Origin of the sequence: Streptomyces hamibioticus (genome assembly GCF_047946815.1) — a bacterium.
GTDB lineage: Bacteria > Actinomycetota > Actinomycetes > Streptomycetales > Streptomycetaceae > Streptomyces.
Window position 1 is genome coordinate 6,020,400 of record NZ_JBKKQY010000001.1, and the last position, 26,437, is coordinate 6,046,836.

General features: G+C 73.6%; 27 protein-coding genes. 13 read left to right on the plus strand and 14 right to left on the minus strand.

The features are described from left to right. Positions 1-138 precede the first annotated feature (138 nt). Complete coding sequence (locus ACLGIH_RS27305; RefSeq protein WP_416527935.1) at positions 139-1,218, plus strand: S1 family peptidase; 1,080 nt, start codon at positions 139-141, stop codon at positions 1,216-1,218. Positions 1,219-1,275: 57 nt separating this feature from the next. Here ACLGIH_RS27305 and ACLGIH_RS27310 read toward each other — a convergent pair whose 3' ends face one another. Then, positions 1,276-2,343 carry a DUF3533 domain-containing protein gene (locus tag ACLGIH_RS27310; protein WP_416527936.1) on the minus strand — a complete coding sequence of 356 codons (1,068 nt, stop codon included), beginning with the start codon at positions 2,341-2,343 and terminating at the stop codon, positions 1,276-1,278. Positions 2,344-2,509: 166 nt separating this feature from the next. On the opposite strand from ACLGIH_RS27310, the gene ACLGIH_RS27315 reads away from it, so the two are divergent. Beyond that, positions 2,510-6,139: a DNA polymerase III subunit alpha gene (locus ACLGIH_RS27315; protein WP_416527937.1), complete on the plus strand. Its 3,630-nt coding sequence runs from the start codon at positions 2,510-2,512 to the stop codon at positions 6,137-6,139. Further along, on the plus strand, positions 6,136-7,104 hold the full coding sequence (locus tag ACLGIH_RS27320) for a DNA polymerase Y family protein (RefSeq protein WP_416527938.1): 969 nt from the start codon (positions 6,136-6,138) through the stop codon (positions 7,102-7,104). The genes ACLGIH_RS27315 and ACLGIH_RS27320 overlap by 4 nt, the downstream gene beginning before the upstream one ends. A 44-nt stretch (positions 7,105-7,148) precedes the next feature. Here ACLGIH_RS27320 and ACLGIH_RS27325 read toward each other — a convergent pair whose 3' ends face one another. Beyond that, on the minus strand, positions 7,149-7,523 hold the full coding sequence (locus ACLGIH_RS27325; protein WP_416527939.1) for a cupin domain-containing protein: 375 nt from the start codon (positions 7,521-7,523) through the stop codon (positions 7,149-7,151). 88 nt (positions 7,524-7,611) lie between these two features. On the opposite strand from ACLGIH_RS27325, the gene ACLGIH_RS27330 reads away from it, so the two are divergent. Further along, complete coding sequence (locus ACLGIH_RS27330; RefSeq protein WP_416527940.1) at positions 7,612-8,058, plus strand: MarR family winged helix-turn-helix transcriptional regulator; 447 nt, start codon at positions 7,612-7,614, stop codon at positions 8,056-8,058. Positions 8,059-8,232: 174 nt separating this feature from the next. After that, positions 8,233-9,093: an esterase/lipase family protein gene (locus ACLGIH_RS27335; protein WP_416527941.1), complete on the plus strand. Its 861-nt coding sequence runs from the start codon at positions 8,233-8,235 to the stop codon at positions 9,091-9,093. A gap of 69 nt (positions 9,094-9,162) precedes the next feature. Here the strand turns inward: ACLGIH_RS27335 and ACLGIH_RS27340 are convergent, their stop codons facing one another. Then, on the minus strand, positions 9,163-10,254 hold the full coding sequence (locus ACLGIH_RS27340; protein ID WP_416527942.1) for a lytic polysaccharide monooxygenase: 1,092 nt from the start codon (positions 10,252-10,254) through the stop codon (positions 9,163-9,165). A gap of 173 nt (positions 10,255-10,427) precedes the next feature. Between ACLGIH_RS27340 and ACLGIH_RS27345 the strand changes: the two genes are divergently transcribed. After that, positions 10,428-10,877, plus strand: a complete 450-nt coding sequence (locus tag ACLGIH_RS27345; protein WP_416527943.1) for a GNAT family N-acetyltransferase — start codon at positions 10,428-10,430, stop codon at positions 10,875-10,877. A 28-nt stretch (positions 10,878-10,905) separates the two neighbouring features. Here the strand turns inward: ACLGIH_RS27345 and ACLGIH_RS27350 are convergent, their stop codons facing one another. Further along, positions 10,906-11,040, minus strand: coding sequence for a hypothetical protein (locus ACLGIH_RS27350; protein ID WP_416527944.1), 135 nt, complete (start codon positions 11,038-11,040; stop codon positions 10,906-10,908). A 139-nt stretch (positions 11,041-11,179) separates the two neighbouring features. Between ACLGIH_RS27350 and ACLGIH_RS27355 the strand changes: the two genes are divergently transcribed. Continuing rightward, positions 11,180-11,812 (plus strand): class I SAM-dependent methyltransferase, encoded by a 633-nt coding sequence (locus ACLGIH_RS27355; RefSeq protein ID WP_416527945.1) that lies wholly within the window; start codon positions 11,180-11,182, stop codon positions 11,810-11,812. 32 nt (positions 11,813-11,844) lie between these two features. Here the strand turns inward: ACLGIH_RS27355 and ACLGIH_RS27360 are convergent, their stop codons facing one another. Together ACLGIH_RS27360 and ACLGIH_RS27365 are read right to left on the minus strand one after the other, a co-directional pair. Next, positions 11,845-12,345, minus strand: a complete 501-nt coding sequence (locus ACLGIH_RS27360) for a ribonuclease FAU-1 family protein (protein WP_416527946.1) — start codon at positions 12,343-12,345, stop codon at positions 11,845-11,847. Then, positions 12,326-13,255: a GNAT family N-acetyltransferase gene (locus tag ACLGIH_RS27365; protein WP_416527947.1), complete on the minus strand. Its 930-nt coding sequence runs from the start codon at positions 13,253-13,255 to the stop codon at positions 12,326-12,328. Before ACLGIH_RS27365 ends, ACLGIH_RS27360 begins: the two co-directional genes overlap by 20 nt. 88 nt (positions 13,256-13,343) lie before the next feature. Between ACLGIH_RS27365 and ACLGIH_RS27370 the strand changes: the two genes are divergently transcribed. Beyond that, on the plus strand, positions 13,344-13,712 hold the full coding sequence (locus tag ACLGIH_RS27370; RefSeq protein ID WP_416527948.1) for a GntR family transcriptional regulator: 369 nt from the start codon (positions 13,344-13,346) through the stop codon (positions 13,710-13,712). Here the strand turns inward: ACLGIH_RS27370 and ACLGIH_RS27375 are convergent. From ACLGIH_RS27375 to ACLGIH_RS27395, 5 genes are all read right to left on the minus strand, one after another. Next, positions 13,700-14,539 (minus strand): DUF72 domain-containing protein, encoded by an 840-nt coding sequence (locus ACLGIH_RS27375; RefSeq protein WP_416527949.1) that lies wholly within the window; start codon positions 14,537-14,539, stop codon positions 13,700-13,702. The genes ACLGIH_RS27370 and ACLGIH_RS27375 overlap by 13 nt on opposite strands. Positions 14,540-14,559: 20 nt before the next feature. Further along, entirely contained in the window at positions 14,560-15,669 is a 1,110-nt protein-coding gene (locus tag ACLGIH_RS27380; RefSeq protein WP_416527950.1) for a DUF5925 domain-containing protein, read from the minus strand. Positions 15,670-15,752: 83 nt separating this feature from the next. Further along, complete coding sequence (locus ACLGIH_RS27385) at positions 15,753-16,553, minus strand: polysaccharide deacetylase family protein (protein WP_416527951.1); 801 nt, start codon at positions 16,551-16,553, stop codon at positions 15,753-15,755. Continuing rightward, positions 16,546-17,616, minus strand: a complete 1,071-nt coding sequence (locus ACLGIH_RS27390; protein WP_416527952.1) for a glycosyltransferase family 2 protein — start codon at positions 17,614-17,616, stop codon at positions 16,546-16,548. The genes ACLGIH_RS27385 and ACLGIH_RS27390 overlap by 8 nt, the downstream gene beginning before the upstream one ends. Then, positions 17,613-18,431: a glycosyltransferase family 2 protein gene (locus ACLGIH_RS27395; protein WP_416527953.1), complete on the minus strand. Its 819-nt coding sequence runs from the start codon at positions 18,429-18,431 to the stop codon at positions 17,613-17,615. Before ACLGIH_RS27395 ends, ACLGIH_RS27390 begins: the two co-directional genes overlap by 4 nt. 670 nt (positions 18,432-19,101) lie before the next feature. On the opposite strand from ACLGIH_RS27395, the gene ACLGIH_RS27400 reads away from it, so the two are divergent. Beyond that, on the plus strand, positions 19,102-19,908 hold the full coding sequence (locus tag ACLGIH_RS27400) for an SGNH/GDSL hydrolase family protein (protein WP_416527954.1): 807 nt from the start codon (positions 19,102-19,104) through the stop codon (positions 19,906-19,908). Positions 19,909-19,921: 13 nt separating this feature from the next. On the opposite strand, the gene ACLGIH_RS27405 is transcribed toward ACLGIH_RS27400, so the two are convergent. After that, the gene (locus ACLGIH_RS27405; RefSeq protein WP_416527955.1) at positions 19,922-21,574 is read right to left on the minus strand and encodes a serine/threonine-protein kinase; all 1,653 of its coding nucleotides are present in this window, start codon (positions 21,572-21,574) and stop codon (positions 19,922-19,924) included. A 387-nt stretch (positions 21,575-21,961) separates the two neighbouring features. On the opposite strand from ACLGIH_RS27405, the gene ACLGIH_RS27410 reads away from it, so the two are divergent. The 3 genes from ACLGIH_RS27410 to ACLGIH_RS27420 all read left to right on the plus strand — a co-directional run bounded on the left by ACLGIH_RS27410 (position 21,962) and on the right by ACLGIH_RS27420 (position 23,760). Next, positions 21,962-22,561 carry a sigma-70 family RNA polymerase sigma factor gene (locus ACLGIH_RS27410; RefSeq protein WP_416529490.1) on the plus strand — a complete coding sequence of 200 codons (600 nt, stop codon included), beginning with the start codon at positions 21,962-21,964 and terminating at the stop codon, positions 22,559-22,561. Further along, positions 22,558-23,364, plus strand: a complete 807-nt coding sequence (locus ACLGIH_RS27415) for an anti-sigma factor (RefSeq protein ID WP_416527956.1) — start codon at positions 22,558-22,560, stop codon at positions 23,362-23,364. Before ACLGIH_RS27410 ends, ACLGIH_RS27415 begins: the two co-directional genes overlap by 4 nt. Before the next feature lie 126 nt (positions 23,365-23,490). Further along, positions 23,491-23,760: a hypothetical protein gene (locus ACLGIH_RS27420; protein WP_416527957.1), complete on the plus strand. Its 270-nt coding sequence runs from the start codon at positions 23,491-23,493 to the stop codon at positions 23,758-23,760. A gap of 137 nt (positions 23,761-23,897) precedes the next feature. Here ACLGIH_RS27420 and ACLGIH_RS27425 read toward each other — a convergent pair whose 3' ends face one another. Together ACLGIH_RS27425 and ACLGIH_RS27430 are read right to left on the minus strand one after the other, a co-directional pair. After that, positions 23,898-24,707 (minus strand): ABC transporter permease, encoded by an 810-nt coding sequence (locus ACLGIH_RS27425; RefSeq protein WP_416527958.1) that lies wholly within the window; start codon positions 24,705-24,707, stop codon positions 23,898-23,900. Beyond that, a complete protein-coding gene (locus ACLGIH_RS27430; protein ID WP_416527959.1) occupies positions 24,704-25,648 on the minus strand; it encodes an ATP-binding cassette domain-containing protein in 945 nt (314 codons plus the stop codon). The genes ACLGIH_RS27425 and ACLGIH_RS27430 overlap by 4 nt, the downstream gene beginning before the upstream one ends. A gap of 63 nt (positions 25,649-25,711) precedes the next feature. Here ACLGIH_RS27430 and ACLGIH_RS27435 point away from each other — a divergent pair, with 63 nt between their 5' ends. After that, on the plus strand, positions 25,712-26,431 hold the full coding sequence (locus tag ACLGIH_RS27435; RefSeq protein WP_416527960.1) for a TetR/AcrR family transcriptional regulator: 720 nt from the start codon (positions 25,712-25,714) through the stop codon (positions 26,429-26,431). The last annotated feature ends 6 nt before the right edge of the window (positions 26,432-26,437 follow it).

Here is a 26,437-nt window from a genome sequence, read left to right on the forward strand (position 1 = left end):
GGAGTTGTCGTGCGCACGTCTTCAAGTCGGCCTTGTGTGCTACTGGCGGGTTAAGGAGAGTAAACGCTCGTCAACCAGCCTTCCGGTCCCCGAGGCCCCCACAGCCTCCCGGACCGACCCCCCACAGGAGGACGTGAGTTGAAGCACCGACGCATACCCAAGCGGCGGGCAGCCGTGGCAGGTGCGGGCATCACCGCACTGGTCGCCGCGGGAGTCACCTTCCAGAGTGCGAACGCCAGCGAGCCCACGACCCCCGCGCCCCGGACCCTGTCGGTCGCGGCGGCCGGAGAGCTCGCTTCCGCCCTCGTCGAGGACCTGGGCGCCGGCACGGCGGGCGCGTACTACGACGCCGAGGCCAAGAGTCTCGTGGTGAACGTGCTCGACGAGGCCGCCGCGCAGGCCGTCGAGGAGGCCGGCGCCAAGGCGAGAGTCGTCGAGAACTCGCTCGCCGAGCTGAGGAGCGCGCGCACCACCCTCAAGCAGGACGCGACCATCCCGGGCACCTCCTGGGTCACCGACCCGACCGCCAACAAGGTCGTCGTCACCGCGGACCGCACGGTGTCGAAGGCCGAGTGGGCCAAGCTCACCAAGGTGGTCGAGGGCCTGGGCGCCAAGGCGGAACTGAAGCGCACCGAGGGCGAGTACAAGCCCTTCATCGCGGGCGGCGACGCCATCACGGGCAACGGCGGGCGCTGCTCGCTCGGCTTCAACGTGACCAAGGGCGGCGAGCCGCACTTCCTCACCGCCGGGCACTGCACGGAGGGCATCTCCACCTGGTCGGACTCCTCCGGCAGCGCGATCGGCGAGAACGCGGCCTCCAGCTTCCCGGGCGACGACTACGGCCTGGTGAAGTACACCGCCGACGTGGCCCACCCGAGCGAGGTCAACCTCTACAACGGCTCCACGCAGGCCATCTCGGGCGCGGCCGAGGCCGCCGTCGGCATGGAGGTGACCCGCAGCGGCTCCACCACCCAGGTGCACTCCGGCAAGGTCACCGGCCTGGACGCCACCGTGAACTACGGCAACGGCGACATCGTCGACGGCCTGATCCAGACCGACGTCTGCGCCGAGCCCGGTGACAGCGGCGGCGCGCTCTTCTCGGGCGACAAGGCGGTCGGCCTCACCTCCGGCGGCAGCGGCGACTGCACCTCCGGCGGGGAGACCTTCTTCCAGTCGGTGACGGAGGCCCTGTCGGCCACCGGGACGCAGATCGGCTGATCCCCCCACGCACCACGTGAAGTCCCGCCCCGCGCGCGAGGGCGGGACTTCCGCGTGTCAGGCCACCTGGGTGGGCAGCTCCTCGTCCTGCCGTCGGCGGCGCAGCCCCGCCGCCAGCATCGTGACCAGGACGCCGCCCGCCGCCCACGCCGACAGCACCAGCAGCGGGCCGGTCAGGGCGTTGCCCTCGAAGTACGCGATCGAGCGTGCCGCCCAGGTGCCCGCGCCCGGCGGCAGCGCCGGGCCGATCGCCTCCCAGAACGGCGGCAGCATCGGCAGCGGGAAGGCGCCGCCCGCGCTCGGGTTGCCCGCGATCACCACGAGCAGGATCGCCAGCCCGATGCCGACGACCCCGAAGACGCCCTGGAGCGCGAGCGTGGCGGCGCCGACCGCGAAGGTGGTCAGCGCGCCGAGCCCCCACAGCGCCGCCACGCTGCCGGGCAGGGCGCCCAGGATCGGCCCGATGATCACCGCGCCGCCGAGGCCGCCGACGACCGACACCAGCGCCATCGCGATCAGCCGGATCGACGCGCGGCGCGGATTGGCGGGCCGGGCCCCGGTGCTGATCGCCAGGATCGAGGCGCACAGGTAGCCGCCGACGCACCAGCCGACGACGAGGTAGAAGGACGACAGCCCGTCGAAGTCCTGCGGCGAGGCCGGGGCCACGTCGACCGTCCGCAGCGTGCGTCCCTCGGCCTGCTCCAGGCGGGTGACGAGGCTCTCCAGGGTGGAGGCGAGGACGGTGCCGCCGCCGGAGGCGACCAGGAGCGTGTCCCTGCCGCCGCCCGGGTTCACGACCAGGGCGCCGTCGATCTCGCGGTCCATGATCTGTTGCCGGGCGGTCGCCTCGTCGGCGACCGCGCGCGGGTCCAGCGGTGAGCCGGGCAGCCGCTCCAGCCGGGCCACCGTCTGCCCGGTCGCGGCCGGGGGTGCGACGACCCCGAAGGGCACGTCCTTGGGCTTCGGGTCGTGCAGCGCTCCGACGTAGGAGGCGATGAACAGCAGCTGGAGCGCGATCACACCGAGCACCAGCAGCGTGGCCCGTGGGGTGACGGCGTCTTTCACCTCACCGAGGAACGAGCCGCGGGGGCTGCGCGGAGGTCCGGCGGGGGTGGTCTGTGTCATGCCCCCACGGTCCTGGGCGCCGGGCGTTTGCGCAGGTGGGGTGGGGCCGAACGGATGTCGCACACGCTTTCGAAAATTGGTCTATGGTGGGGGTGAGGTAGCTGGGAACAGACGTTCGAAAGAGCGTCGGCCTGACGTCGGGAGCTCACGAGTGCGGGAGGTGCGTGTGCCGGGTTTCACGCATCTGCACACCGTCTCCGGCTTCTCCCTGCGGTACGGGGCCTCCCACCCGGAGCGGCTGGCCGAGCGCGCCGCGGAGCGGGGCATGGACGCCCTCGCCCTCACCGACCGCGACACCCTCGCGGGCGCGGTCCGCTTCGCCAAGGCCTGCGCGAAGGCGGGCGTCCGCCCGCTGTTCGGCGCGGAGCTGGCGGTGGCGCCGCCCGCGTCCGGACCCGAGCGCTCGGAGACGTCCGTACGACGGGACCGGCGCCGCGCCCCCGTGCGCGGCGGCGCCTTCGTCGACGAGTCGGCGCAGCGCGTCACCTTCCTCGCCCGCGACGGTGCCCGCGGCTGGGCCGAGCTGTGCCGGCTGGTGTCCGCCGCGCACGCCGACGCGCGGACCGCGGCGGACACCCCGCTGCTGCCCTGGGCCGACCTCGCCCACCCCTGGGCCCACCCGGACCCCGCCCACCCCCGGGTCCACCCGGACACCCCCCATTCCCGGACCCGCCCGGACGGGGGAGTCCCCGTCGCCGACGGCCTGACCGTCCTGCTCGGCCCCGGCTCCGACGTCGGCCGCGCCCTCGCCGCGGGCCGCCCCGACCGCGCGGCGAAGCTCCTCGCCCCCTGGCGGGAGGTCTACGGCGACGCCCTGCGCCTGGAGGCCGTCTGGCACGGCCGCACGGGCACCGGTCCCGGCTCGCTGCGGCTGGCCGCCCGGACCGTCGGCTTCGCCGCCGAGCAGGGTGTGCGGCCCGTGCTGACCAACGCCGTCCGGTACGCCGACCCCGGTCAGGGCCCGGTCGCCGACGTGCTGGACGCCGCGCGCCGCCTGGTCCCGATCGGCGCGAGCAAGGAGCTGGACTCCGGGGAGGCCTGGCTGAAGGGCGCCGGCGCGATGGAGGACGCCGCCGAGCGGATCGTGGAGGCCGCGGGCTTCCGGCGCGACGCGGCGCACCGCCTGCTGGAGCAGACGCGGGCGACGGCCGCCGAATGCCTGGTCGACCCCGAGGACGACCTCGGCATCGGTACCGTCCACTTCCCCGAGCCGCACCTGGTGGGCGCCGGCCGGCGCACCGCCCAGCGGGCGCTCGCCTCCCGGGTGGCGGCGGGCATGGTGCTGCGCGGGTACGACCGGCGGCGCGCGTACTGGGAACGGGCCCACCACGAGCTGGACATCATCGCCCACCACGGCTTCGCCTCCTACTTCCTCACCGTCGCCCAGGTCGTGGACGACGTGCGGCGCATGGGCATCCGGGTGGCCGCCCGCGGCTCCGGCGCCGGTTCCCTCGTCAACCACCTCCTCGGCATCGCGCACGCCGATCCGGTCCAACACGGGCTGCTGATGGAGCGGTTCCTGTCCAAGGAGCGGGTCGTGCTGCCCGACATCGACATCGACGTGGAGTCCGCGCGCCGCCTGGAGGTCTACCGCGCGATCATCGACCGGTTCGGCGCCGAGCGGGTGGCGACGGTCGCGATGCCGGAGACGTACCGGGTGCGCCACGCGATCCGCGACGTCGGCGCCGCGCTGTCCATGGACCCGGCCGACATCGACCGGATCGCCAAGTCCTTCCCGCACATCCGCGCCCGCGACGCCCGCGCGGCCCTGGACGAGCTGCCCGAGCTGAAGGAGCTGGCCGGGGAGCGGGAGCGGTACGGAAAGCTGTGGGAGCTGGTCGAGGCGCTCGACGCCCTCCCGCGCGGGGTCGCCATGCACCCCTGCGGCGTCCTGCTGTCCGACGCCTCCCTGCTCTCCCGTACGCCGGTCGTGCCGACCAGCGGCGAGGGGCTGCCGATGGCGCAGTTCGACAAGGACGACGTCGAGGACCTCGGGCTGCTCAAGCTGGACGTGCTGGGCGTGCGGATGCAGTCGGCGATGGCGCACGCGGTCGCCGAGGTGGAGCGGGCGACGGGGGAGCGGATCGACCTGGACGCGGTGCCGGACGGCGACCCGGCGACGTACGGGCTGATCCGCTCCACCGAGACGCTGGGCTGCTTCCAGATCGAGTCGCCGGGCCAGCGGGACCTGGTCGGCCGGCTCCAGCCGAGCACCTTCCACGACCTCGTGGTCGACATCTCCCTCTTCCGCCCCGGGCCGGTCGCCGCCGACATGGTGCGGCCCTTCATCGAGGCCCGGCACGGACGGGCGCCGGTGCGCTTTCCCCACCCCGACCTGGAAGAGCCGCTGCGGGGCACCTACGGGGTCGTCGTCTTCCACGAGCAGATCATTGACATCGTCGACATCATGACCGGCTGCGGGCGCGGCGAGGCCGACCGGGTGCGGCGCGGGCTGTCCGACCCGGAGTCGCAGGGGCGGATCAAGGTGTGGTTCGCCCAGCACGCGACGGCGAACGGGTACGACGCGGAGACGATTCAGCGGACCTGGGAGATCGTCGAGGCCTTCGGCAGTTACGGCTTCTGCAAGGCGCACGCGGTCGCCTTCGCCGTCCCGACGTACCAGTCGGCGTGGCTGAAGGCCCATCACCCGGCCGCCTTCTACGCGGGGTTGCTCACCCACGACCCCGGGATGTACCCCAAGCGGCTGCTGCTGGCGGACGCGCGGCGGCGCGGGGTGCCGATCCTGCCGCTGGACGTGAACAAGTCGGGGGTCGCACACAGGATCGAACTGGTGTCTGAATCGGGGTCGCGCCGGCCGCCGGCGTGGGGTCTCCGGCTGGCCCTCTCGGACGTGCACGGCATCAGCGAGGCCGAGGCGGCGCGGATCGCCGAGGGGCAGCCCTACGCCTCCCTGCTCGACTTCTGGGAACGGGCCCGGCCCAGCAGGCCGCTGGCTGGCCGGCTCGCCCAGGTCGGCGCGCTGGACGCGTTCGGCGCCAACCGCCGCGACCTGCAACTGCACCTGACCGAGCTGCACCGGGGCGCCCGCGGTGGGCGCGGCGACCAGCTCCCCCTGTCCGGCGGGCGGAAGACGGCCCCCGCCGGGCTGCCCGACCTCAGCTCCGCGGAGAAGCTCAGCGCCGAGCTGGGCGTGCTGTCCATGGACGCCTCGCGCAATCTGATGGACGACCACCGCAGGTTCCTCGACGAGCTGGGCGTGGTCTCGGCACGCCGGCTGCGCTCGGTGCGGCACGGCGAGACGGTCCTGGTCGCGGGCGCCAAGGCGGCCACCCAGACGCCGCCGATCCGGTCCGGCCGGCGGGTCATCTTCTCCACCCTGGACGACGGCACCGGCCTGGTCGACCTCGCCTTCTTCGACGATTCCCACGACGCCTGCGCCCACACCGTCTTCCACTCCTGGCTGCTGCTGGTGCGTGGGGTGGTGCAGCGCCGCGGCCCGCGCAGCCTCAGCGTGGTGGGCGCCGCCGCCTGGAACCTCGCGGAGCTGCTGGAGGTGCGCCGGGAGGAGGGGCTGGAGGGCGTCGCGGCCCGGCTGGCCGGAACCGGCGGCTCCCGGGGCGACGCCCCCGAGGACGGCGCGGCCCGTCGGCGGCTCGCCGGTTCGGACGGGCGGCCGGCCCCGGCGGGCTCCGCGGGCCGGGACCCGGCGGAGCAGCGGACGATCCGCCTGCCCACGGGGTACGAGATGCACCCCTGGGCCGATCTGCGCCCCGCGGGCGAAGGGCCCGCGGCGGGAAGGAAGTTGTGGCACCAGAGTCCGGGGAGTGCGGGATGACCATTCTCTGCGTACGTTTCCAGCTGCCGCCGATGTACGAGGCGGCCCTGCCGGGGCTGCTCGGGTTGCTGGAGGAGTTCACGCCGGTCGTCGAGGCCCTGCCGCCGGACGGCGCGCTGGCCGATCTGCGGGGCGCCGAGCGGTACTTCGGGCGCAGCGCCGTGGAGCTGGCCTCGGTGATCCGGGTCCGCGCCCTCGCGCTGCACGGCGTCGACTGCGCGATCGGCGCCGGGCCGGGCCCGATGCTGGCCCGCGTGGCGCTCCAGGAGGCCCGGCCGGGGCTGACCCGCGCGGTGCCGGAGGACGCGGTGCGGGAATTCCTCGCCGGCAAGCCGGTGGCCGCGCTGCCCGGCGTCGGCACCGCCACCGCCCGCACCCTGTGCGAGTACGGCCTGGACACCCTCGGCCGGGTCGCCGCCGCCCCGCTGTCCACGCTCCAGCGCCTGGTCGGCGCGAAGGCGGGCCGCGAGCTGCACGAGAAGGCGAACGGCGTCGACCGGGGCCGGGTGGTGCCCAACGGCGTCTCCAGGTCCCTCGCCACCGAACGCCCCTTCACCCGCGACGAACTGGACCCCGACCGCCACCGCCGCGCCCTGCTGTCGGCCGCCGAGGAACTGGGCGCCCGGCTGCGCGCCGTGGACAAGATCTGCCGCACCCTCACCCTCACCGTCCGCTACGCCGACCGCTCCGCCACGACCCGTACGCGCACCCTCCCGGAACCGACCGCCCACTCGGCGGCGCTCACCCGGGCCGCGTACGGCATGTACGAGGCGCTCGGCCTCCAGCGTGCCCGGGTCCGCTCGCTCGCCCTGCGCGCCGAGGGGCTCGCCGCCGCCGAGCAGGCCTCCCACCAGCTCACCTTCGACCCCGTGGACGAGAAGACCCGCCGTATCGAGGAGGTCGCGGACCGCGCGCGGGCGAAGTTCGGCCCGAGGGCGGTGATGCCCGGGTCGCTGGCGGCGTGAAGCCCCCGTGGGACGAGTCGTGGCCGGCCCACGGGGGGTGACTCTCAGTTGGCCCACGGGGGAGTGAGCCGGGTGCCGTCGGCCAGCTCCGCCTCCAGGCCGACGGACGTGGTGACCCAGGTGACGGCGGTGCGGTCGGCGGGGTTCTCGACGGCGAGGGTCGCGCCGGAGCCGACGATCACCGTGTCGCCCGCGGTGACGTGCTCGGTGCGGCCGTCGAGGGTGATCAGCAGCTCGCCGTCGAGCAGATGCAGGATCTCCTCCCGGCTGACGGTGTGGGCGGGCGCCCTGGTCCCCGCGGGGATCTCACCCCGCCACGCGGCCAGCTCCCGGCTGCCGGTGCGGGGAGCGGCGTACGAGAGGAAGCGGGCGCCGTGGATCTCGTGGGTGACGGCGTCGGACGGTCGGACGACGGGCATGCGGGGGCTCCCGGAGAGTTGTAGTCAAGTAGCTTGACCATATGGTCAGGCTACTTGACCAACAGGTCAAGGGTGTTTCAATGCCTCCGTGCAGAACTCCGAGGCCATGGCCCTGTCCGCGACCCTGCTCGCCGTCGCCGGCGAGCTCACCCAGCGCATCCACGAGGGCGTCGTCGCCCGGGGCTTCGAGGGGCTGCGCCCCGTGCACGGATTCGCCTTCGTCCGGATCGCCCCGGGCGGTGCGACGGTCACCGATCTCGCCGGGCATCTCGGCGTGACCAAGCAGGCGGCCAGTCAGCTCGTCGACGAACTGGTGCGCAAGGGGTACGCCGAACGCCGGGCGCATCCCGGGGACGCGCGGGCCCGGCTGATCGTGCTGACCGAGCGCGGGCGGGCCTGTACGCGGGCCGCCGAGGAGGCGGCGGCGGAGGCCGTGCGGGCGTGGGCCGAGGTGCTGGGCGAGGAGCGGGTCCGCGCGCTGAGCGCCTCCTTGCTGCGGATCGCGCCCAACGGGCCTGTGCGGCCCGCCTGGTGAGCCTTTATCACATGCCGCACAAGCGCTGCCGGTTGTCGCTGAGAGTTTTTGCCGGCACGTAACTTCACACTTGGACTACTCGCTCGTAACTTGACGAGTGAACAGCATCCTCGTGATCCGGATCACAGGGCGTAGAGCCGTCGCACCTCCCTCGATCCGCAAGGAGATCACACGATGCTGCCCTGGCGACGAGTGTTCAGACCCCTGGCCGCGCTGCTGCTGACCGCCGCGGTCACCCTGGTCCCCACCGCCACCGCCCAGGCCTCCGCCGCTCCCGGCGCCGGCTGGAACGACTACGACTGCAAGCCCTCCGCCGCCCACCCCCGCCCCGTCGTCCTCGTCCACGGCACCTTCGGGAACTCCGTCGACAACTGGCTGGGCCTCGCGCCCTACCTGAAGGACCGCGGCTACTGCGTCTTCTCCCTCGACTACGGGCAACTGCCCGGCGTCCCGTTCTTCCACGGACTCGGCCCCGTCGACAGGTCGGCCGAGCAGCTCTCCGCCTTCGTCGACAAGGTGCTCGCCGCCACCGGCGCCGCCGAGACCGACATCGTCGGCCACTCGCAGGGCGGCATGATGCCCCGCTACTACGTCAAGTTCCTCGGCGGGGCCGCCAAGGTGAACGCCCTGGTCGGCATCGCGCCCAGCAACCACGGCACCACCCTGTCCGGGCTCACCCGACTGCTGCCGTACTTCCCCGGCGTCGAGGACCTGCTGAACGAGCACACCCCCGCCCTGGCCGACCAGGTCGCCGGCTCCGCCTTCCTCACCAAGCTCAACGAGGGCGGCGGCACCGTGCCCGGCGTCCGCTACACCGTCCTCGCCACCAAGTACGACCAGGTGGTCACGCCGTACCGCAGCCAGTTCCTGAGCGGCCCCGGCGTCCGCAACGTCCTGCTCCAGGACCTGTGCCCGGTCGATCTGTCCGAGCACCTGGCGATCGGGCTGTTCGACCGGATCGCCTTCCACGCGGTGGCGGGCGCCCTCGATCCCGCGCACGCCCGGCCCACCACCTGCGCGTCCGCCTTCGAGTGAGCCCTCCGGCGGGACGCCGCGGGGCCTGCCCGGCCTGAGCCGCCGGACAGGCCCCGAGTCCGCAGGGCGTCAGCGTCCGTGCCGCCCGGCGCCCGCCGCGCGGCGCCGGACCGACGCGAACAGTGCCGCGGCGCCCAGCGCCAGGGCGGCGGCGCCGCCGACGGCGATGTACGGCGTGCTGCTGTCGCCGCCGGTCTCGGCGAGGTCCTGGCCGGCGCCGGCGCCGGCGGCCTTCGGCTGATCGGCGCCGGCGTCCGCGGCGGGAGCCGAGCCGTTCCCGCTTCCCTGCCCGCTCTCGTTCTCGTTCTTGTTTCCGGCCCCGGGGTCCGTGCCGTCGGCGGGCGCACCCGTGGCCGGGTCCGCCGTGGTCTCGGCGTCGTGGTCGCCGTGGCCGTGGTTCTCGATGCCCGACTTGTCGTTGCCGGCCTCGATCTGCTCCTCGGACGGCGCGGAGGCCGTCGGCGCGGGGGCCGGGCCGCCCGCCGTGTCCGGGGCCTCGCCGGTGCCGCCACTGCCGCCGCTGGCGCCGCCGAAGGTGATGTCCGAGCAGGAGTAGAACGCCTCGGGGCTGTCCGAGCGCTGCCAGACCGCGTACAGCAGGTGCTTGCCGCTGCGCTCGGGCAGCTTGCCGGAGAAGGTGTAGAAGCCGCCCGAGGCCGCCGGGTCGGTGGCCGTCGCCACCGGGTTGGCCAGATCCAGGTCGTCCCAGGCCAGCGGCTGGGCCGGGTCGTAACCGGGCTTGGTGATGTACACGTTGAAGGTGCCCCTGTGCGGGGCGGTCACGCGGTACTTGAAGGTGTGCGGGCCGCTGCTCACGCTCGTCGCGGGCCAGTCGGCACGCGCCAGGTCCATGCCCTTGAACTGCTCGTCGTTGGCGCTGCACAGCTTGCCGTCCGGGATCAACTCCCGGTGCTTCCCGGCCGCGTTGCCGATGCGGATGCCGTTCCAGTCGTACAGCGCCTGGGCCCCGCCGGCCGCGACCGCCGCCTTGCAGGCGTCGGACGTCGGGCTCTCCGGGCCCTCGGCGTAACACTGCGAGACCCGGCTGACCGGGTCGCCCAGCGAACCGTGCGCGGACGCCGGGGCGGCGGACAGCGCGGTCAGGGCGAGCGGGGCGATACCGACGGCGGCGACGGCGGCGACCCTGCGGGGTGCGGGCATGGGGAGACTCCTTGGAACGGTCACTGGATTGCATGGGCCGGAACCCGTGGGGGGTGATCAGCAAGCTAGCCCCGAGAAACCGTGAAATCGCCTGCTGAGGGCGGGTGGGGGAGATCCTTATGGTCCCTTTAAGGGAGTGCTCAGGCTGCGCTCAGGTAGCTACCGTTCAGGCCATGGAGAGCAACGGGATCAGGCCGGCCGGCGCCGTCGACGTGCCCGCGGTGAAGGCGGTCACCGACGCGGCGTACCACCACTACATCGCGCGCATCGGTGTGGTGCCCGCGCCCATGGAGGCGGACCACGGGGCGAACGTGGCGCGGGGAAGGGTCTTCGTCACCGGTGACCCGGTGGTGGGCCTCGTCGTGGTCGAGGCGTGCGCGGACCATCTGTTCCTGGACAGCATCGCCGTCCACCCCGACGCGCACGGCAGGGGCGTGGGGAGACGGCTGCTGGGCTTCGTCGACGCACACGCGCGCGCCCTCGGCCTGCCCGAAGTCAGGCTCTACACGAACGCGATGATGTGGGAGAACCAGAAGATCTATCCGAAGTACGGCTACGAGCCGGTCGAGCGCCGTGTGGACGGGCCGTACGACCGCATCCACTACCGCAAGCGGCTGGACTGATACCGGCCGACACCGGTCGTACGGACGCTCAGCCATCCGGCCACCAGGTGCGGGCGATGTCCTTGCGGACCTCCGGACGGCCGGAGGAGGACGCCTCGGCCTCTTCGCGGAGCCGGCGCGCGTCGGTCTTCTTCAGGGGCTTCTGCACGGTCACACGGCGCATGGCTGCCTCCTCTGGGGTCCACCGGGTTCCGCTTTTCCACGGAGGTAGACCCATTTCCCGAGACTTCCTCATCGACACATCCCTGTCAGTGGCGGCTGTCACGAATCGATCGTCAGTGGCGGGTGTCACTCTTGGCCGTATGACGAACGCCAGTGACGCTCCGACTCCGCCTCGCATCGACTGGGACGCCCGGGCCGCCGTCTTCGACGACGAACCGGACCACGGTCTGCGCGCCCCGGACGTGCGCAGCGCCTGGGCGGAGCGGCTGCGCTCCTGGCTGCCGTCCCGGCCGGGTGACGTCCTCGACCTGGGCTGCGGCACGGGCAGCCTGTCACTCCTCGCCGCCGAACTGGGACATCGCGTCACCGGCGTCGACCGGTCCGCGGCCATGGTGGAGCGGGCCAGGGCCAAACTCGCCGGACGTGACGCCGTGTTCCTCCTCGGTGACGCGGTGGCACCGCCGGTGGGGGAGCGGCGCTACGACGCCGTCCTCGTGCGGCATGTGCTGTGGACGCTGCCCGACCCCGCCCGCGCGCTGCGGCACTGGCGTGAACTGCTGCGTCCGTCGGGGCGGCTGGTGCTGGTCGAGGGCGTGTGGGGCGCGGTCGCCCCCGTGGGTATACCCGCGGACCGGCTCGCCGCCCTCCTCCTCCCGCTCGGCGGCCGGGTGCGCGTGGAGCGGCTGTCGGACGACCCGTCGCTGTGGGGCGGACAGGTGGACGACGAGCGGTACGCGGTGGTCGTGCTGCCGGGTGAGGGGAACGCTGCGTGAGCAGCATCGGCGTCGCGTGAGCAGCGTCGGCGTCATGTGAGCAGCGTCGTGAGGCCCTCGCCGCGGGCCAGGCGCTCCAGTTCGTCCAAGGCGGCCACGGCCGCGGCGGCGGCGGCCGGGTCCCGGTCCGTCAGGCCGCTCTCGGCGAACTCGTCCTCGTCGAGGCGCCGTACGTCCGTGCCGTCCGCGGAGCACCACAGGTCGAGGTCGAGGTCCTCCACGACCAGCTCCGCGCCCGTGCGCACCGCGGGGCGGGTGACGTCGCAGTACCAGCCCTTCAGCGCGCCCGTGCCGGCCCGGACCTCCTTCACCGAATACCACCGGTCGCGCCAGTAGTACTCGGTGAAGACGTCACCCGGTTCGAAGCGCACGAAGCCGAAGTCGCGGACGGCCCCGCCCGCCCAGCCGGCGCGGACCGCGATGCGGGTGCCGTCGTCGTCCAGCAGCTCGCTCCCGTAACGGATCTTCGTACGGCCCGCCTTGACGAGCACGACTACCACCCGGCGGACCGGTTCAGCCGAGTTCGCGGACATACCGCACCTCCGTCGCGCAGACCTCGAACCCGAACCACTTGTTGATGGCGAGCATCGGCTCGTTGCCGGTGTCGTTCCCGGTGAAGGCCTCCGTGCACCCGGCCGCCCGGGCCCGGTGCAGCGAGTCGTTCTTGGCGAGCTTGGCCAGCCCCCGGCCCCGGAAGGCGCGGGCGGTTCCGGTCATGGCGGTGGAGTAGCGGCCGCCGCCGTCCGTGTAGGCGACGGTGAAGGCGGCGGGGCGGCCGTCCACGACCGCCACCGTGGTCAGGTCGCGGTCCAGCAGCGGATGCCGCCAGGTCTCGGCCAGCCACGCCTCGTAGTCCGTGAACTCCACGTCCACGTCGCTCGGTTCGTCCGCGGTCGTCTCCGCGTCCAGCGCGAACAGCGGGCGCGGGTCGCCGGCGAAGTCGGCGGCCGTGCGCAGTTCCACGCCGGGCGGCGGGGGCGACAGCGGCGGAAGTGCGCCGCCGGCCAGGTCCAGCCGCAGGAAGTGGGCGGAGCGGCTGCCCCGGTAGCCGCACCGCTCGGCGAAGGCCCGGTCGGCCGGCCGGTCCAGCACCCAGGCGAACAGCTTCACCGCGCCCTCGGCGGCCAGGTACTCCTCGGCCGTGCGCACCAGCAGCCGGCCCGCGCCGTGCCGGGTGCGGTCCGGGCGGACGTAGACGTTGAGGAAGCCCTGGCCGGGCTCCGGGCTGTCGTGCACCAGGCCGACCTGGGCCGTGCCGATCACCTCGCCGTCCGCCTCCGCGACGAGGGAGCGGAACCGCGCGCCGGGGTGGGTGTGGGTGAGCGCGTGGACGACGGACCGGGGGGTGACCAGCATGAAGGGCAGGGCGAGGTGCCGTACTCGGGCGAAGCCCTCCAGGTCGGACCGGTCCCCGGGGCGCAGATCTCGCACGATCACTGTCATGGAGCCGCACGCTACGCGGGGCGGACGACGCCGTGCCTCCGATTTTCCGGTGCGTACGGCACACCGGCGGGTACGGGACAATCGCCGGGTGACCTTGAAGATCCACATCGATGACGGAGCTCCGCCCTACGAGCAGGTGCGGGCACAGATCTCCGAGCAGGCGCGGTCGGGCGCGCTCCCGGTGGGATACCGGCTGCCGACCGTGCGGGGCCTCGCCGAGTCCCTGGGGCTCGCCGCGAACACGGTCGCCAAGGCGTACCGGGCCCTGGAGGCGGACGGGGTGATCGAGACGCGGGGCCGCAACGGCACGTTCGTCGCCGCGGCCGGCTCGGCGGCGCAGCGGGAGGTGGCGTCCGCCGCGCAGGCCTACGCCTCGCGGGCGCGGCGGCTGGGGGCCTCGGAGGCGGAGGCGCTGGCCGCCGTGCGGGATGCCCTGCGGGCGGCTTACGGGGGGTGAGCGCCGTGGGGGAGGCGGGGTCGGTCCTCGCCCCCGGGCCGGTCGGTGGCCGGTCGCGCGGTTCCCCGCGCCCGTGGCGGCGTTCGGGTGACCGGCAGGTTGGCGGCTCGGGCCAGTCGGGCGAACAGGATCGCGTCGCGGATCGCCGCCGCGTTCGGGTCGTTGTTGAAGTAGGCGTGGACGTCTTCGGTGTTCGGCCAGGTGGTCGCGATGCGGTCGAGCCACGTACGCAGGGACCGCTCTCCGTAGCGCGGCCAGGCGGCGGCCCGGCCCTGGTGGAAACGGACGTAGCCCCAGTCGGTGGTGCGCCACAGCGGTGTGACGGGCCGGGCCCGCACATCGGCCCAGCACAGGGCCGCGCCCCGGGCCTGGAGGACGTCGCGCACCTCGGGGGTCCACCAGGAGGCGTGCCGGGGCTCCACCGCGATCCGGGTGCCCGGCGGGAAGCAGGCGAGGCAGGCGTCCAGCAGGCCCGGGTCCGCCCGCAGCGTCGGCGGCAGCTGGAGCAGCACGGGGCCGAGGCGGTCGCCGAGGCCGGCGGCGTGGGTCATCAGGCGGTGCACCGGTTCCTCCGGGTCCCGCAGCCGCTTGATGTGGGTGAGGTAGCGGCTCGCCTTGACCGCGACCACGAAGTCGGCCGGCACCCGCTCCCGCCACGCCGCGAAGGTCTCCCGGGCCGGCAGCCGGTAGAATGCGTTGTTGACCTCGACCGTGGCGAAACCGGCCGCGTACTGCTCCAGCCACAGCCGCATCGGCAGTCCGGGCGGGTAGAGCACGCCCCGCCAGTCCCGATACTGCCAGCCCGAGGTGCCGACGAACAGGGTCATACCCCCATCAAAACACCCGGCTACAGATACAGCCCGGCGTCCGTTCCGTCCCGTGGCTCCGGCAGCGCCGTCGGCGAGGTGCCCCGGCGCAGCGCGTACAGCTCGGCCAGCGTCGCGCCCTCGCGGCCGACGGCGCCCTCCCGGCTCGCGGCCTCGCTGCCCAGCCAGTTCACCGCCTCGGCGCGGGTCAGCGGCCCGACCTCGATGCGGGCCAGGCAGCGGCCGGGCCGGACGACGGCGGGGTGCAGCCGCTCCAGGTCCTCGTTGGTCGTCACGCCGACCAGGACGTTGCGGCCCTGGCCGAGCAGGCCGTCGGTGAGGTTCAGCAGCCGGGACAGGGCCTGGCCCGCCGTGTGCTTGGCCTCGCCGCGGATCAGCTCGTCGCAGTCCTCCAGGAGCAGCAGCCGCCAGCGGCCCTTGCCGGTCGCGTCCTCCTCGCCGATGGCGATGTCCATGAGATAGCCGACGTCGGAGAACAGCCGTTCGGGGTCCAGTACGCAGTCCACCTGGCACCAGTCCCGCCAGGACCGGGCCAGTGTGCGCAGCGCGGAGGTCTTGCCGGTGCCGGGCGGGCCGTGCAGGAGCAGCAGCCGCCCGGCGATGTCCTCCGGGGTGGTCTTCATCAGGCGGTCCATCGCGTCCGCGACCGGCGCGGTGTAGTTGGCCCGCACCTCGTCCCAGGTGCCGGCCGAGATCTGGCGGGTGGTGCGGTGCGGGCCGCGGCGCGGGGAGACGTACCAGAAGCCCATGGCGACGTTCTCCGGCTGGGGTTCGGGCTCGTCCGCCGCGCCGTCCGTGGCCTGGCCGAGGACCTTCTCGGCCAGCTCCGCGCTGGTCGCCGTCACCGTGACGTCGGCGCCCCGGCTCCAGCGGGAGATCAGCAGGGTCCAGCCGTCGCCCTCCGCGAGCGTCGCACTGCGGTCGTCGTCGCGGGCGGAGCGCAGCACCCGCGCGCCGGGCGGCAGCAGCGTCGCGCCGGACCGCACACGGTCGATGTTGGCCGCGTGGGAGTAGGGCTGCTCGCCCGTCGCGAAGCGGCCGAGGAACAGCGCGTCGACGACGTCGGAGGGGGAGTCGCTGTCGTCGACGTTGAGCCGGATCGGCAGGGCGTCGTGCGGGTTCACGGACATGCGGCCATGATCCGGCACGGGCGCGCCGCGTGCACGCGGTTTCCCCCGGCGCGCGTGGTGTGCGGGCCGTGCCGGGCGGCAGGTCAGGCACGGGCGCCGAGGACCCGCCGGCCGGCCTGCCGGGTCCGGCGCACCAGGGCGTACCCCTTGGTCAGGGCCCGGTCCCGGGCGAAGGTGCGGCCGATCGCCCGGCCCTCCACCAGCCGGGCGAACTCCTCGATGCCCGTGCTGCGGCGCACGGTGACGCGCCGCAGGGCGTACGGTCCCTGGCGGCGGCGGGCCAGCCCGTTGCCGACGGCGAGGGCCTGGGCGTACCCCGTCTCGCGCACCGCCGCCCGCACCCGGCGGTCGGAGTAGCCGTAGGGATAGGCGAACGAGGAGGGTGCGGACCCGAGCTGGTCGGCGATGATCTCCTTGCAGTGGATCAGCTCGAACCGGAGCCCGTCCCCGTCGAGTCGGTCGAGCTGCGGATGGCTGTGGCTGTGCCCGCCGATCTCGACGCCGGCGGCCGCCAGGTCGCGGACCTGGGCCCAGTCCAGCATGGTGTCCAGGGCGCCCCCGGTGTCGTGGGGGCCGCGCAGCCAGCCGGTCGAGACGAACAGCGTGGCCGGGAAGCCGTGTTCGGCGAGCACCGGCAGGGCATGGCGGTGGACGCCCTCGTAGCCGTCGTCGAAGGTGACGAGGACCGGTCGTTCGGGCAACGGCCGCCCGCTCCGCCAGGCGGCGGCGAGTTCGGCCGTGCCGACCGGGGTGAGCCCCCGGTCGGCCACCACCGCCATCTGCTCCGCGAACGCCTCCGGTGTGACCGACAGGGCGCGGGTGGCGTCGTCCGGCTCGACCGCGACGGCGTGGTACATGAGGATCGGCACCGGCACGTCAGCCATCCCCGCCCCCTTCCCGCACGGCCCCGGCCGCGAGCGAACCGGCCGCCGACGGGCCGGCGTCCGCGTCCGCGCCCTCGCCCCCGCCGACCAGCGCGACCGGGAACGTCACCGCACCCCGCCGGGCCCGCACCGTGCCCACCACGTAACCGCCCGCCGCCGTGACCAGGCCGGCGACGATCGCACCCGCCCGCCCCGCGCCGCCCGGACGTGCGAGCAGGGCGTCGCGCAGGCCGCGGGCCACGCCGGACGGCAGCACCCGGGTGGTGTACCGGCGTTCCGCCTCCAGCCCCTTGCCCGCGCCGACGCTCCGCGCCACCAGAGCCTTGGACAGCCCCTCGGCGTAGGCACGGGTGCGGAAGTAGGCGAAGTGCTCGCGGGCCGCGGGCACCCGGTGGTGGATGACCGCACGGTCGTCGATCAGCAGGACGGCGTCCGGCCTGGCCCGGCCGAGCCGGATGCACAGTTCCGTCTCCTCGCAGCCCAGGGGCCGCTTGTCGCCGTCCCGTCCGATGCCGGTGGCGAAGCCGCCCGCCGCGTCGAAGGCGCTGCGCCGGAAGGAGGCGTTGCCACCGAGGACGTTGCGGACGCGCACCCGGCCCGGTGGCAGGCCGCGGTAGGTGCAGCCCACCACCCAGTCGAACTCCTCGGGGAACCAGGCCGGCCGGCGCCCCGACGCCCAGATGGGCACCGTACGCCCGCCGACCGCCATGACCCGCGGGTCGGCGTACCCCTCGGCGAAGTGCTTCAGCCAGTCGCGTTCGGCCACGGCGTCGTCGTCGAGGAAGGCGACGACCTCGCCGCGGGACGCCGCGATGCCGGTGTTGCGGCCGGCCGACAGGCCGCGGGGGCCCGCGTTGGCGAGCACCCGCACCTCCCCGGTCGCCGCGTGTTCCGCGTACTGCTCGGCCAGCCGCTGCCGCAGCCCCTCGTTGTGGTCGACGACCAGCAGTGTCTCCAGGGCGGGACGGGACTGCGCCCGCACCGAGGCGACCGCCGCGAGGATGTCCTCCCAGCGGTCCTCGGTGTACACGCAGACGACGACCGATATCCCGGGACCGCTCAAGACACCTTCCCCCGGACCGTGCCGAGCACCGGCGAGGGCCTGCGGCTGCGCAGGGCACGGCGGTTGGACCGCTCGCCCAGGATGACTTTGAGCACCCGCAGACCGTCCCGCACGGCCCGCAGGTTGCTGGTGCCGTGGATGCGCAGGTACTCGTGGCTGGGGATCTCCTGTACCTTCAGACCGGCCTTGACGACCCGGATGTTCATCAGCGTCTCCACCTCGAAGCCGGTGCAGTCGAGGTCGATCTTGTCCAGGCAGTGCCGCCAGAACGCGTTGTAGCCGTAGCAGAGGTCGGTGTAACGGGCGCCGAACTTCCGGTTGACGACCGCGCACAGGGCGCGGTTGCCGAGCTTGCGGACGAAGGTCATGTCGTCGGTGCCGCCGCCGTTGGCGAAGCGGGAACCCTTGGCGAAGTCGGCGCCGGAGACCAGGGCGGAGACGTACGACACGATCTCCTGGCCGTCGGCCGATCCGTCCGCGTCGACCATCACGATGATGTCACCGGTGCACGCCCGGAACCCGGTGATCAGCGCGTCCCCCTTCCCTCTGCCGCGCTGCCCGACCACCTTGACCTGCGGCCACAGCTCCCGGGCGACGGCCACGGTGTCGTCGGTGGAGTTGCCGTCCACCAGGACGACCTCGTGTATCCAATCCGGCAGCGTCTTGAAGACGTACGGGAGATTCTCCGCCTCGTTCATCGCGGGGATCACCACGCTCACCGGCGGCGCTATGGCCAGGTGGGTCGAGATCGGCCGGTACCTTCCGGCGGTCGACGGAGCTTCGCCCGTACTCGCCGGCTGCAGAACTGAGCTCATGAGTCTGGTCCCTCTCGTCCGGCGGACCGCCCGCCCCATGGGCGGTCCGGCTTGGTGTCCGGTTCGAAAGGGGGGTTGTTCTCACCCGGCACGGCGGAACTGCTCCGTCGTGCGTGCCAGGTGAGCTGGCAGATCTGGCCGGCGCCGGAAAACGGCAGCCGACCGCGCGGCACGACTCGGTCACCTGTGCGGTCACCGAGCACGGCACCCCCCTACCGCGCCCCGCCCGGGCCGTCGCGGTCCTGAGCCCCTCCCTGAACCACGTGCCGACAGCCGATGCGGGTGAGATGTATGACGGTATTGACGCTTGAGCCCGAATGGCAAGACCTGGAACGAGCCCTCACGTTTGTGTTGTTCTGCCTGTCATCGGATTTTTTGTCCGTCATCCGTTCGTCACGGAAGGCGAGTTCAGGCGGCGGCGCGGCTCGCGCGCAGGAGTGCGCGTCCGTCCGGCCGTTCCGCTTTGCCCCCCGAAGCCCCGGATGCCGGGCCTCAATGTCGCGCAGTGCGGCTCGGAGCGTCAAGACGGCATCGGGGCACCGGTCGATTTTCGTCCGACTTTGAACGACCAATAAGCCACATGTGACGGTTGAATTGGCATGGACACTTCCTGTCAACACGAGTAGCTGCTACCACGGTTGAAGCAGAGATCCTGCTAAAGGGAGGTTCCATGAGACGTTCCCGACTTGTCGGCTTCCTGAGTTCCCTCCTCCTCGCCGCCGGCGCCGCGCTCACCGGAGCCGCGACCGCACAGGCGGCCCAACCCGCAGCAGCAGACGGCTATGTGGCCCTCGGCGACTCCTACTCCTCCGGGGTCGGAGCCGGCAGCTACATCGCCGCCAGCGGCGACTGCAAGCGCAGCACGCGGGCCTACCCCCACCTGTGGCAGGCCGCCAACTCACCCTCGACGTTCCACTTCACCGCTTGCGCGGGCGCCCGAACGGGTGATGTTCTCGCCGGGCAGCTCGGCCCGCTCAACTCCTCCACCGGGCTGATCTCCATCAGCGTCGGCGGCAACGACGCCGGCTTCGCCGACGTCATGACGACCTGTGTGCTCCAGTCCGACAGCGCCTGCCTGTCCCGGATCGCCACCGCGAAGGCGTACGTCGACTCCACGCTCCCCGGCAACCTCGACAACGTCTACTCGGCGATCCGCGGCAAGGCGCCCAACGCCCACGTCGTCGTCCTCGGCTACCCCCGCTTCTACAAGCTGGGCACGTCCTGTGTCGGCCTGTCCGAGACCAAGCGGAAGGCGATCAACGACGCCTCCGACCACCTCAACACCGCGATCGCCAAGCGTGCCGCCGACCACGGCTTCACGTTCGGCGACGTACGGCCCACCTTCACCGGCCACGAGATCTGCTCCGGCAACTCCTGGCTGCACAGCGTGAAGTGGACCAACATCGGCGAGTCCTACCACCCGACCGCGGCCGGCCAGTCGGGCGGCTATCTGCCGGTCCTGAACAGCGCCGCCTGACCTCGCCGCCCCCTCACGGCGAGGCCGAACCGGAAGGAGAAGGGGAGGAGGCCCCGTCCGTCGGGGTCTCCTCCTCGCACGTCACCGAGAACGGCACCGGCCCGGACGTGACCTCCACCGGGTCCCGCACCCCCACACCGATCTCGCCCGCGAACCTGCCGTCCTCGTCGTACGTCGTCACGGTCACCGTGTCCTGCCGGGACCGGCCACCGTCCGCGGGGAGCGACAGCGTCTTCCAGCCGGCGCCGGCGACCGAACCGTCCTTCGCCACCCAGCGGTAGACCACCTCCGCCGGCAGCCGCCCCACGGTGAACGTCGCCGTGAACGCGGGCGCCCGCTCGTGCGGCGGCGGGCAGGCCCCCGAGTACGCGGTCCGGGTGCCGCTCACCGCCACCTTCACCGACTGCGGGGGAGGCGAACTCGTGGGGCTCTCCTCGTCCGTGCCGCCGGTCGTCGGTGACGGGCCCGGCTCCTTGCTCGTCTCCGTACGGCTCGGCGCGGGTTCGCTCACCCCGGGCTCCCGGCCGCCGGCCGAACCGGCGTCGTCGCCACCGCCCCCACCGCCGCCCCCACCGCCGCTCCCGCCGCCCCGGTTCGCCAGCGCGTACACCAGCCAGACCAGCGCCGGCGCCGGCAGGGCCAGGACGGCGACCAGCGCCACGACCGTGCGGCGGTCCCGGTCCACCGGCTCCGCCGTCACCGTGCCGGCCGTCGCGGGCCGCGGGGCCGCGACCGGCACGGGCATCGGCGGAGCCGGCGACGGCCGCTCCGGGTGGCCCGCGACCGTCGGCGCGGAGGCGCCGCCCACGGCCGTGTCCGGGCGCGGTGTGCCTCCCGCGCCGGCGAGCCGCAGCTCCCGCTCGGCCCGGTCGGCCGGCAGCCGTTCGGCCGGGTCCTTGCGCAGCAGCCCCTCGATGACCGGCCCGAGCGCCCCGGCCCGGCGCGGCGGCGGCAACTCCTCGTCGACGATGGCGCGCAGGGTGCTCAGCGGAGTGTCCTGACGGAACGGGGACGAGCCCTCGACGGCCGCGTACAGCAGCACGCCCAGCGACCACAGGTCCGACTCCGGCCCCGGCCTGCGGCCCAGCGCCCGCTCCGCCGCCAGGAACTCGGGGGAGCCCACCATCTCTCCCGTCATGGTCAGCGCGGAGCTGCCCTCGACCACGGCGATGCCGAAGTCGGTCAGCACCACCCGGCCGTCGTTGGCGAGCAGCACGTTCGCCGGTTTCACGTCCCGGTGCAGCACCCCCGCCGCGTGCGCGGCCCGCAGCGCGGCCAGCACCTCGGCGCCGATCCGCGCGGCCCGCCGCGGCGGCACCGGGCCCTCGGCGTCCAGCAGGTCGGCCAGGGACAGCCCGCGGACCAGCTCCATCACGATCCAGGGACCGCCCTCGGCGCCGTCCTCGGTCGCCACGTCGTACACCGTGACCACGTTGGGGTGGGCGACCCGCGCGGCGGCCCACGCCTCGCGCTCCAGCCGCGTGTACAGCCGGCGCACCTCGGCGTCCGGCAGCCCGGCGGGAGCGCGCACCTCCTTGACGGCGACCTCGCGGAGCAGCACCTCGTCGCGGGCGCGCCACACGGTTCCCATGCCGCCCTCGCCGAGAGCGGACAGGAGTCGGTAGCGGCCGGCGATCACACGCTCACCGCCGGGTTCCTCGAACACCGGCGCCCCCTACGACGTCTCGCGTGGTACTTCCCTGGTTGCTTCCCCCGATTTCTCCCCTGATTTCCCCAAAGCAGCTCAGCTGAGCGCGGATGCCGCCCCCCCTGAACACCAATCCGGCCCCGAGGCCCACCACGACGAACGCCGACCCCAGGGGCACGGCCCGCCGCACCCGGCCGGCCAGCGCGCCGCAGACCAGCGTGGCCACGCCCGCGCGCCCCGCCCCGCCACCGGTCCTGGACCGGGAAATGGCTGCCATGCCGTTCGTCCTCCTGCCGACTTGCCTGACGTACGGACCTTCGGAGCGGTGGCCGGCCCGGATCGGTCGGACCGGAGAAGGACCGGAATCCCATTGCCGCCCGCCCGACCCGCGTTTTCGGCCCGCTGATCCGTAACCCCTGCCGAGGGGGCCGGGCCCGGTCCCCGGAGAAGGGGAGAGACCGAGTGGAGGCGGACGAGCTGCTGACGCTCGTGGCGGGCGGCGACCAGAAGGCGTTCGAGCAGCTGTACGGGCTGGTGTCCGGCCCGGTGTACGGGCTGGTACGACGTGTGGTGCGCGACCCCGCCCAGTCCGAGGAGGTGGCCCAGGAGGTGCTGCTGGAACTGTGGCGGTCCGCCGCGAAGTTCGACCCCGGCCGGGGCAGCGCCCTGTCCTGGGTCCTCACCCTCGCCCACCGCCGCGCCGTCGACCGGGTGCGCAGCGCCCGTGCGGCCGGCGAACGCGAGCAGCGCGAGGCCCGGCGCGCCCACCACCCCGCCTTCGACCAGGTCGCCGAGGAGGTCGAAGCCGGGCTCGAACGCGAACGGGTGCGCCGCTGCCTGGACCGCCTCACGGCCCTGCAGCGCCAGTCGGTCACCCTCGCCTACTACGACGGCTACACCTACCGTGAGGTGGCCGAACGCCTGTCCCTGCCGCTGGGCACGGTGAAGACCCGGATGAGAGACGGACTCAGCCGGCTGCGGGACTGCCTGGGAGGTGCCGTATGAGCCTGTTCGGCCGGCTGTCGCGCCGCGGCGAGCTGCACTCGCTCGCCGCCCCCTACGCGCTCGACGCCCTGGAGGCCGCCGAGCGGGTCCGCTTCGAGAAGCACCTGCGCGGCTGCGACCGCTGCGCCGCCGAGGTGCGCGACCTGTCCGAGGACGCCGTCCGGCTGGCCTGGTCGACGGCCGCCCCCGCGCCGCCCGCCCTGCGCGCACGGGTCCTGGCCGCCGTACGGAACACCCCACAGGACCCCGCGCCCGCCCGCGTGCCGCGACTCCCGCCCCACGTCTGGGGCAACCGGCCGCCACCGGCGCGCTCCCGTGCGCCCCGGCCGCGCCCCCTGCTGGTGCCGTTCGCCACCACGACGGCCGCCGCGGCTCTCGTCGTCGCCTCCCTCTTCGCCGTCCAGGCGGACCGGACCCGGGACGAACTGGATGCCGCCCGGGACCGGTCGCGTGAGATCGCCCACGTTCTCGCCGCCCCGGACGCCCGGGCGGCGAGCGGCCGGGACGATCGGGGACGCCGTATCGGAGTGATCGCTTCCGCCGCGGAGGGCCGGGCGGTCGTCACCTTGCGCGGATACGGCGATCCCCCGGGCGGTCGCGTGCACCAGCTGTGGGCCATGCGCCCAGGCGCGCAACCGCGCTCCCTCGGGCTTCTGGAGGGCGACACGCCCCTGCTCGCCACCGGCCTCGACCGAGCCGTGTCGTCACTGGCCGTGACCGTCGAGCCCGACGGCGGATCGGTCCGGCCCACTAGCCAGCAGGTTGTGCAACTCGCCCTGGAATCTGTTGGATTCGGAGCGTAATCGTCGAGTAATCGTCAACGCCCTTACGGGGAAGGTGAATCCTGTGACCGCGATACACGCATGCCCCATGGGGGCGATAGGGTTACCCTGCCCGGGCCGGGTGGACTCGTACGGGTGGGGAGTGACATGGAACAGATAACAGTGCGCAGCAGGGCCAGGGTCCCTGCGATCACCTGCGGGAGCAGCGCGAGCAGTTCGCGACTCGACCGGCACCTGTCGGTGCTCGGCGGTCCTGCCGTCCCCCAGCGGGAGACGGTCGAGGCGACGTCGCTGATGCGCGAGCTGACCACGCGTGACACCGCGCACACACGCAGCGGCAGGGGCGCGCGGGTCCGCCGGGTCTCGCTGTTCGCGCCACTGCGCCGACTGCGCCGTTCGCTGTTCGGCGGCAGCTGACCCCCGCGCTCCGGCACCCGTACCGCCGCTTCCCGGGGCGGCGCCGCGCACCCGTCGTCCGTCATCCCCACGACACGCAGCGGCGCCCCGGAGCGCTCCCCGGTGCGGCCCCGTCCCCGTCAGCCCGCGTCCCGGCGTCAGTGCTCCCCGTGCGCGTACCGGTGGACGGCGAGCGGCACGAACACCGCCAGCAGCACCGCGCACCACATCAGTGATCCGGCGACGGGGTGGGCCACCGGCCAGGCCGCCCCGTCCGGTACCGGCGCGTTGCCGAACAGGTCCCGCAGTGCCGTCGTCACCGCGCTGATCGGGTTCCACTCCGCGACCGTCCGCAGCCAGCCCGGCAGCCCCTCGGTCGGGATGTACGCGTTCGACAGCAGCGGCAGGATGAACGTGGCGCCGCCCAGTTGACCGGCCGCCTCCTCGTTCCGGGTGAGCAGCCCCAGGAAGATCCCGATCCAGGTCGTCGCGAACCGGAACAGCAGCAGCAGCCCCACCGCGCCCGCCGCGGCGGGCGCGCCGCCCTCCACCCGCCAGCCCACCGCGAGTCCGGCCAGCAGGAAGGGCACCGTCCCGGCGGCGGTGACGAGGACGTCCGCGACCGACTGCCCGAGCGGTACCGCGGCCCGGCTCACCGGCAGGGTGCGCAGCCGGTCCGTCACGCCGCGGTGCGTGTCCTGGGCCGCCTGGAACATGCCCGTCATGAGGCCGTTCGCGGCCGTCGCGACCAGCAGGCCCGGCACCAGGAAGGACCGGTACTCCTCGCCCGGCATGGCCAGCGCGCTGCCGAAGACGTAGCCGAAGAAGAGCAGCATCGTGACCGGCATGGTCTGGGTGAGGATCAGCAGCCCCGGGTTGTTCCGGAGCCGGTGCAGCTGCCGCACCAGCATCGCGGCGCCGTCGTACGCCAGGTCGTACCCCGGGCTCTTCGCCGTCGTCGTGCTCATGCTGCAACCTCCTTGCCGCCGGTCAGGCGGAGGAAAACGTCGTCGAGGGTGGGCGGGCGCAGTCGGGCGTCCACCAGGGGCACGCCCGCCGCGTCGAGTTCGCGCACCAGGCGCGGGAGCGTCAGGGTCGGATCGGTGCTCGTCGCGCCCACGGCGCGGCGCTCGTGGTCGAGCGTCGGCTCGGTGCCGGTGAGCCGGTCGAGCACCGCCGCCGCCCCCGGCATGGCGTCCGCGTCCGCGACGACGGCCTCCGCGTGCATCCCGACCAGGGCCTTGAGCTCGGCCGGCGATCCCGTGTGCGCGACCCGGCCGCCGGTCATCAGGGCGATGTCGTCGGCGAGGCGGTCCGCCTCCTCCAGGTACTGGGTGGTGAGCAGCACGGTGGTGCCCTCCTCCTTCAGGGCGCGGACGGCGTCCCAGACCTGATTCCGGCCGGCCGGATCGAGCCCGGTCGTCGGCTCGTCCAGGAACAGCACCTCGGGCCGGCGGATCAGGCTCGCCGCCAGGTCGAGACGCCGCCGCGTACCGCCCGACAGGGTGGCCGCGGGCCGGTCGGCGGCGTCGGTCAGCGCGAAGCGGTCGAGCAGCTCGGCGGCGCGCGCCGAGGCGTCCCGCACCCGGTGCAGCCGGGCGAACAGCCGCAGGCTCTGGCGTGCGGTGAGGTCCCCGTCGACCGACGCGTACTGCCCGGTGACGCCGATCCGGCGCCGGACGGCCGGGGCCTCGCCGACGAGGTCGTGCCCGGCGACCCGCGCGGAACCGGCGTCCGGCCGCAGCAGCGTCGTCAGCAGCCGCACCGCCGTCGTCTTGCCCGCCCCGTTCGGCCCGAGCAGCCCGTACACCGCTCCCTCGGGCACCGCGAGATCCAGCCCGCGCAGCGCGCGGACCTCGCCGAACCGCTTCTGCAGACCCTCACTAAGTACAGCGTACGTAGTTGTCATGGGTGGACCATAGCGCACTACGTACGCTGTACGTAACTAGGATGGTGGCCGAGGTGATGAACGATGGCGGGCCGAGCGGCCGTACCCGAAGTGATCTGGGCGCGCCCCGAGCGCACGGGACGGGGGCCGAGACCGGCGTACACCCGGGCTGACATCGCCGCCGCCGCGGTGCGCATCGCCGACGCCGAGGGCCTGGACGCGGTCTCGATGCGCCACGTCGCCGCCGAGCTGGGCTGCGGCACGATGTCGCTGTACAACTACGTCCCCCGCAAGGAGGACCTGTACGAGCTGATGATGGACGCCGTCAGCGGTGAGCACGAGCTGTGGGAGCCGACCGGCGACTGGCGCGCCGACCTGCTCCGGGTGGCCCACCAGACGCGGTCCCTGATGCACCGCCACCCCTGGCTGCCGCGCCTGATGTCCCCGGTGTACGGCTTCAGCCCCAACGCCCTGCGCTACCTGGAGCACTGCCTTGCGTGCCTGGACCCCTACGAGGCGCCCTCCGGCACGAAGATGGAGCTGATCGCGATGGTGAACGGCGTGGTGACGACCTACGTCACGAACGAACTCGCCACCGCGGAACGCACCCGCTCGCTGCCCTGGTCCCAGGAGCAGGAGAACGCGGTGCGGATCGCCTACCTGGGCCGACAGCTCGCGAGCGGCGCCTATCCGCGGTTGGCGGCGTCCTTCTCGGAGGATCACGGACCGATCGACCTGGAGGCGGTCTTCGAGCGTGCGCTGGCCCGGGTGCTGGACGCGTTCGCCCGGCCGGACGGGTCCTGAGCCGGC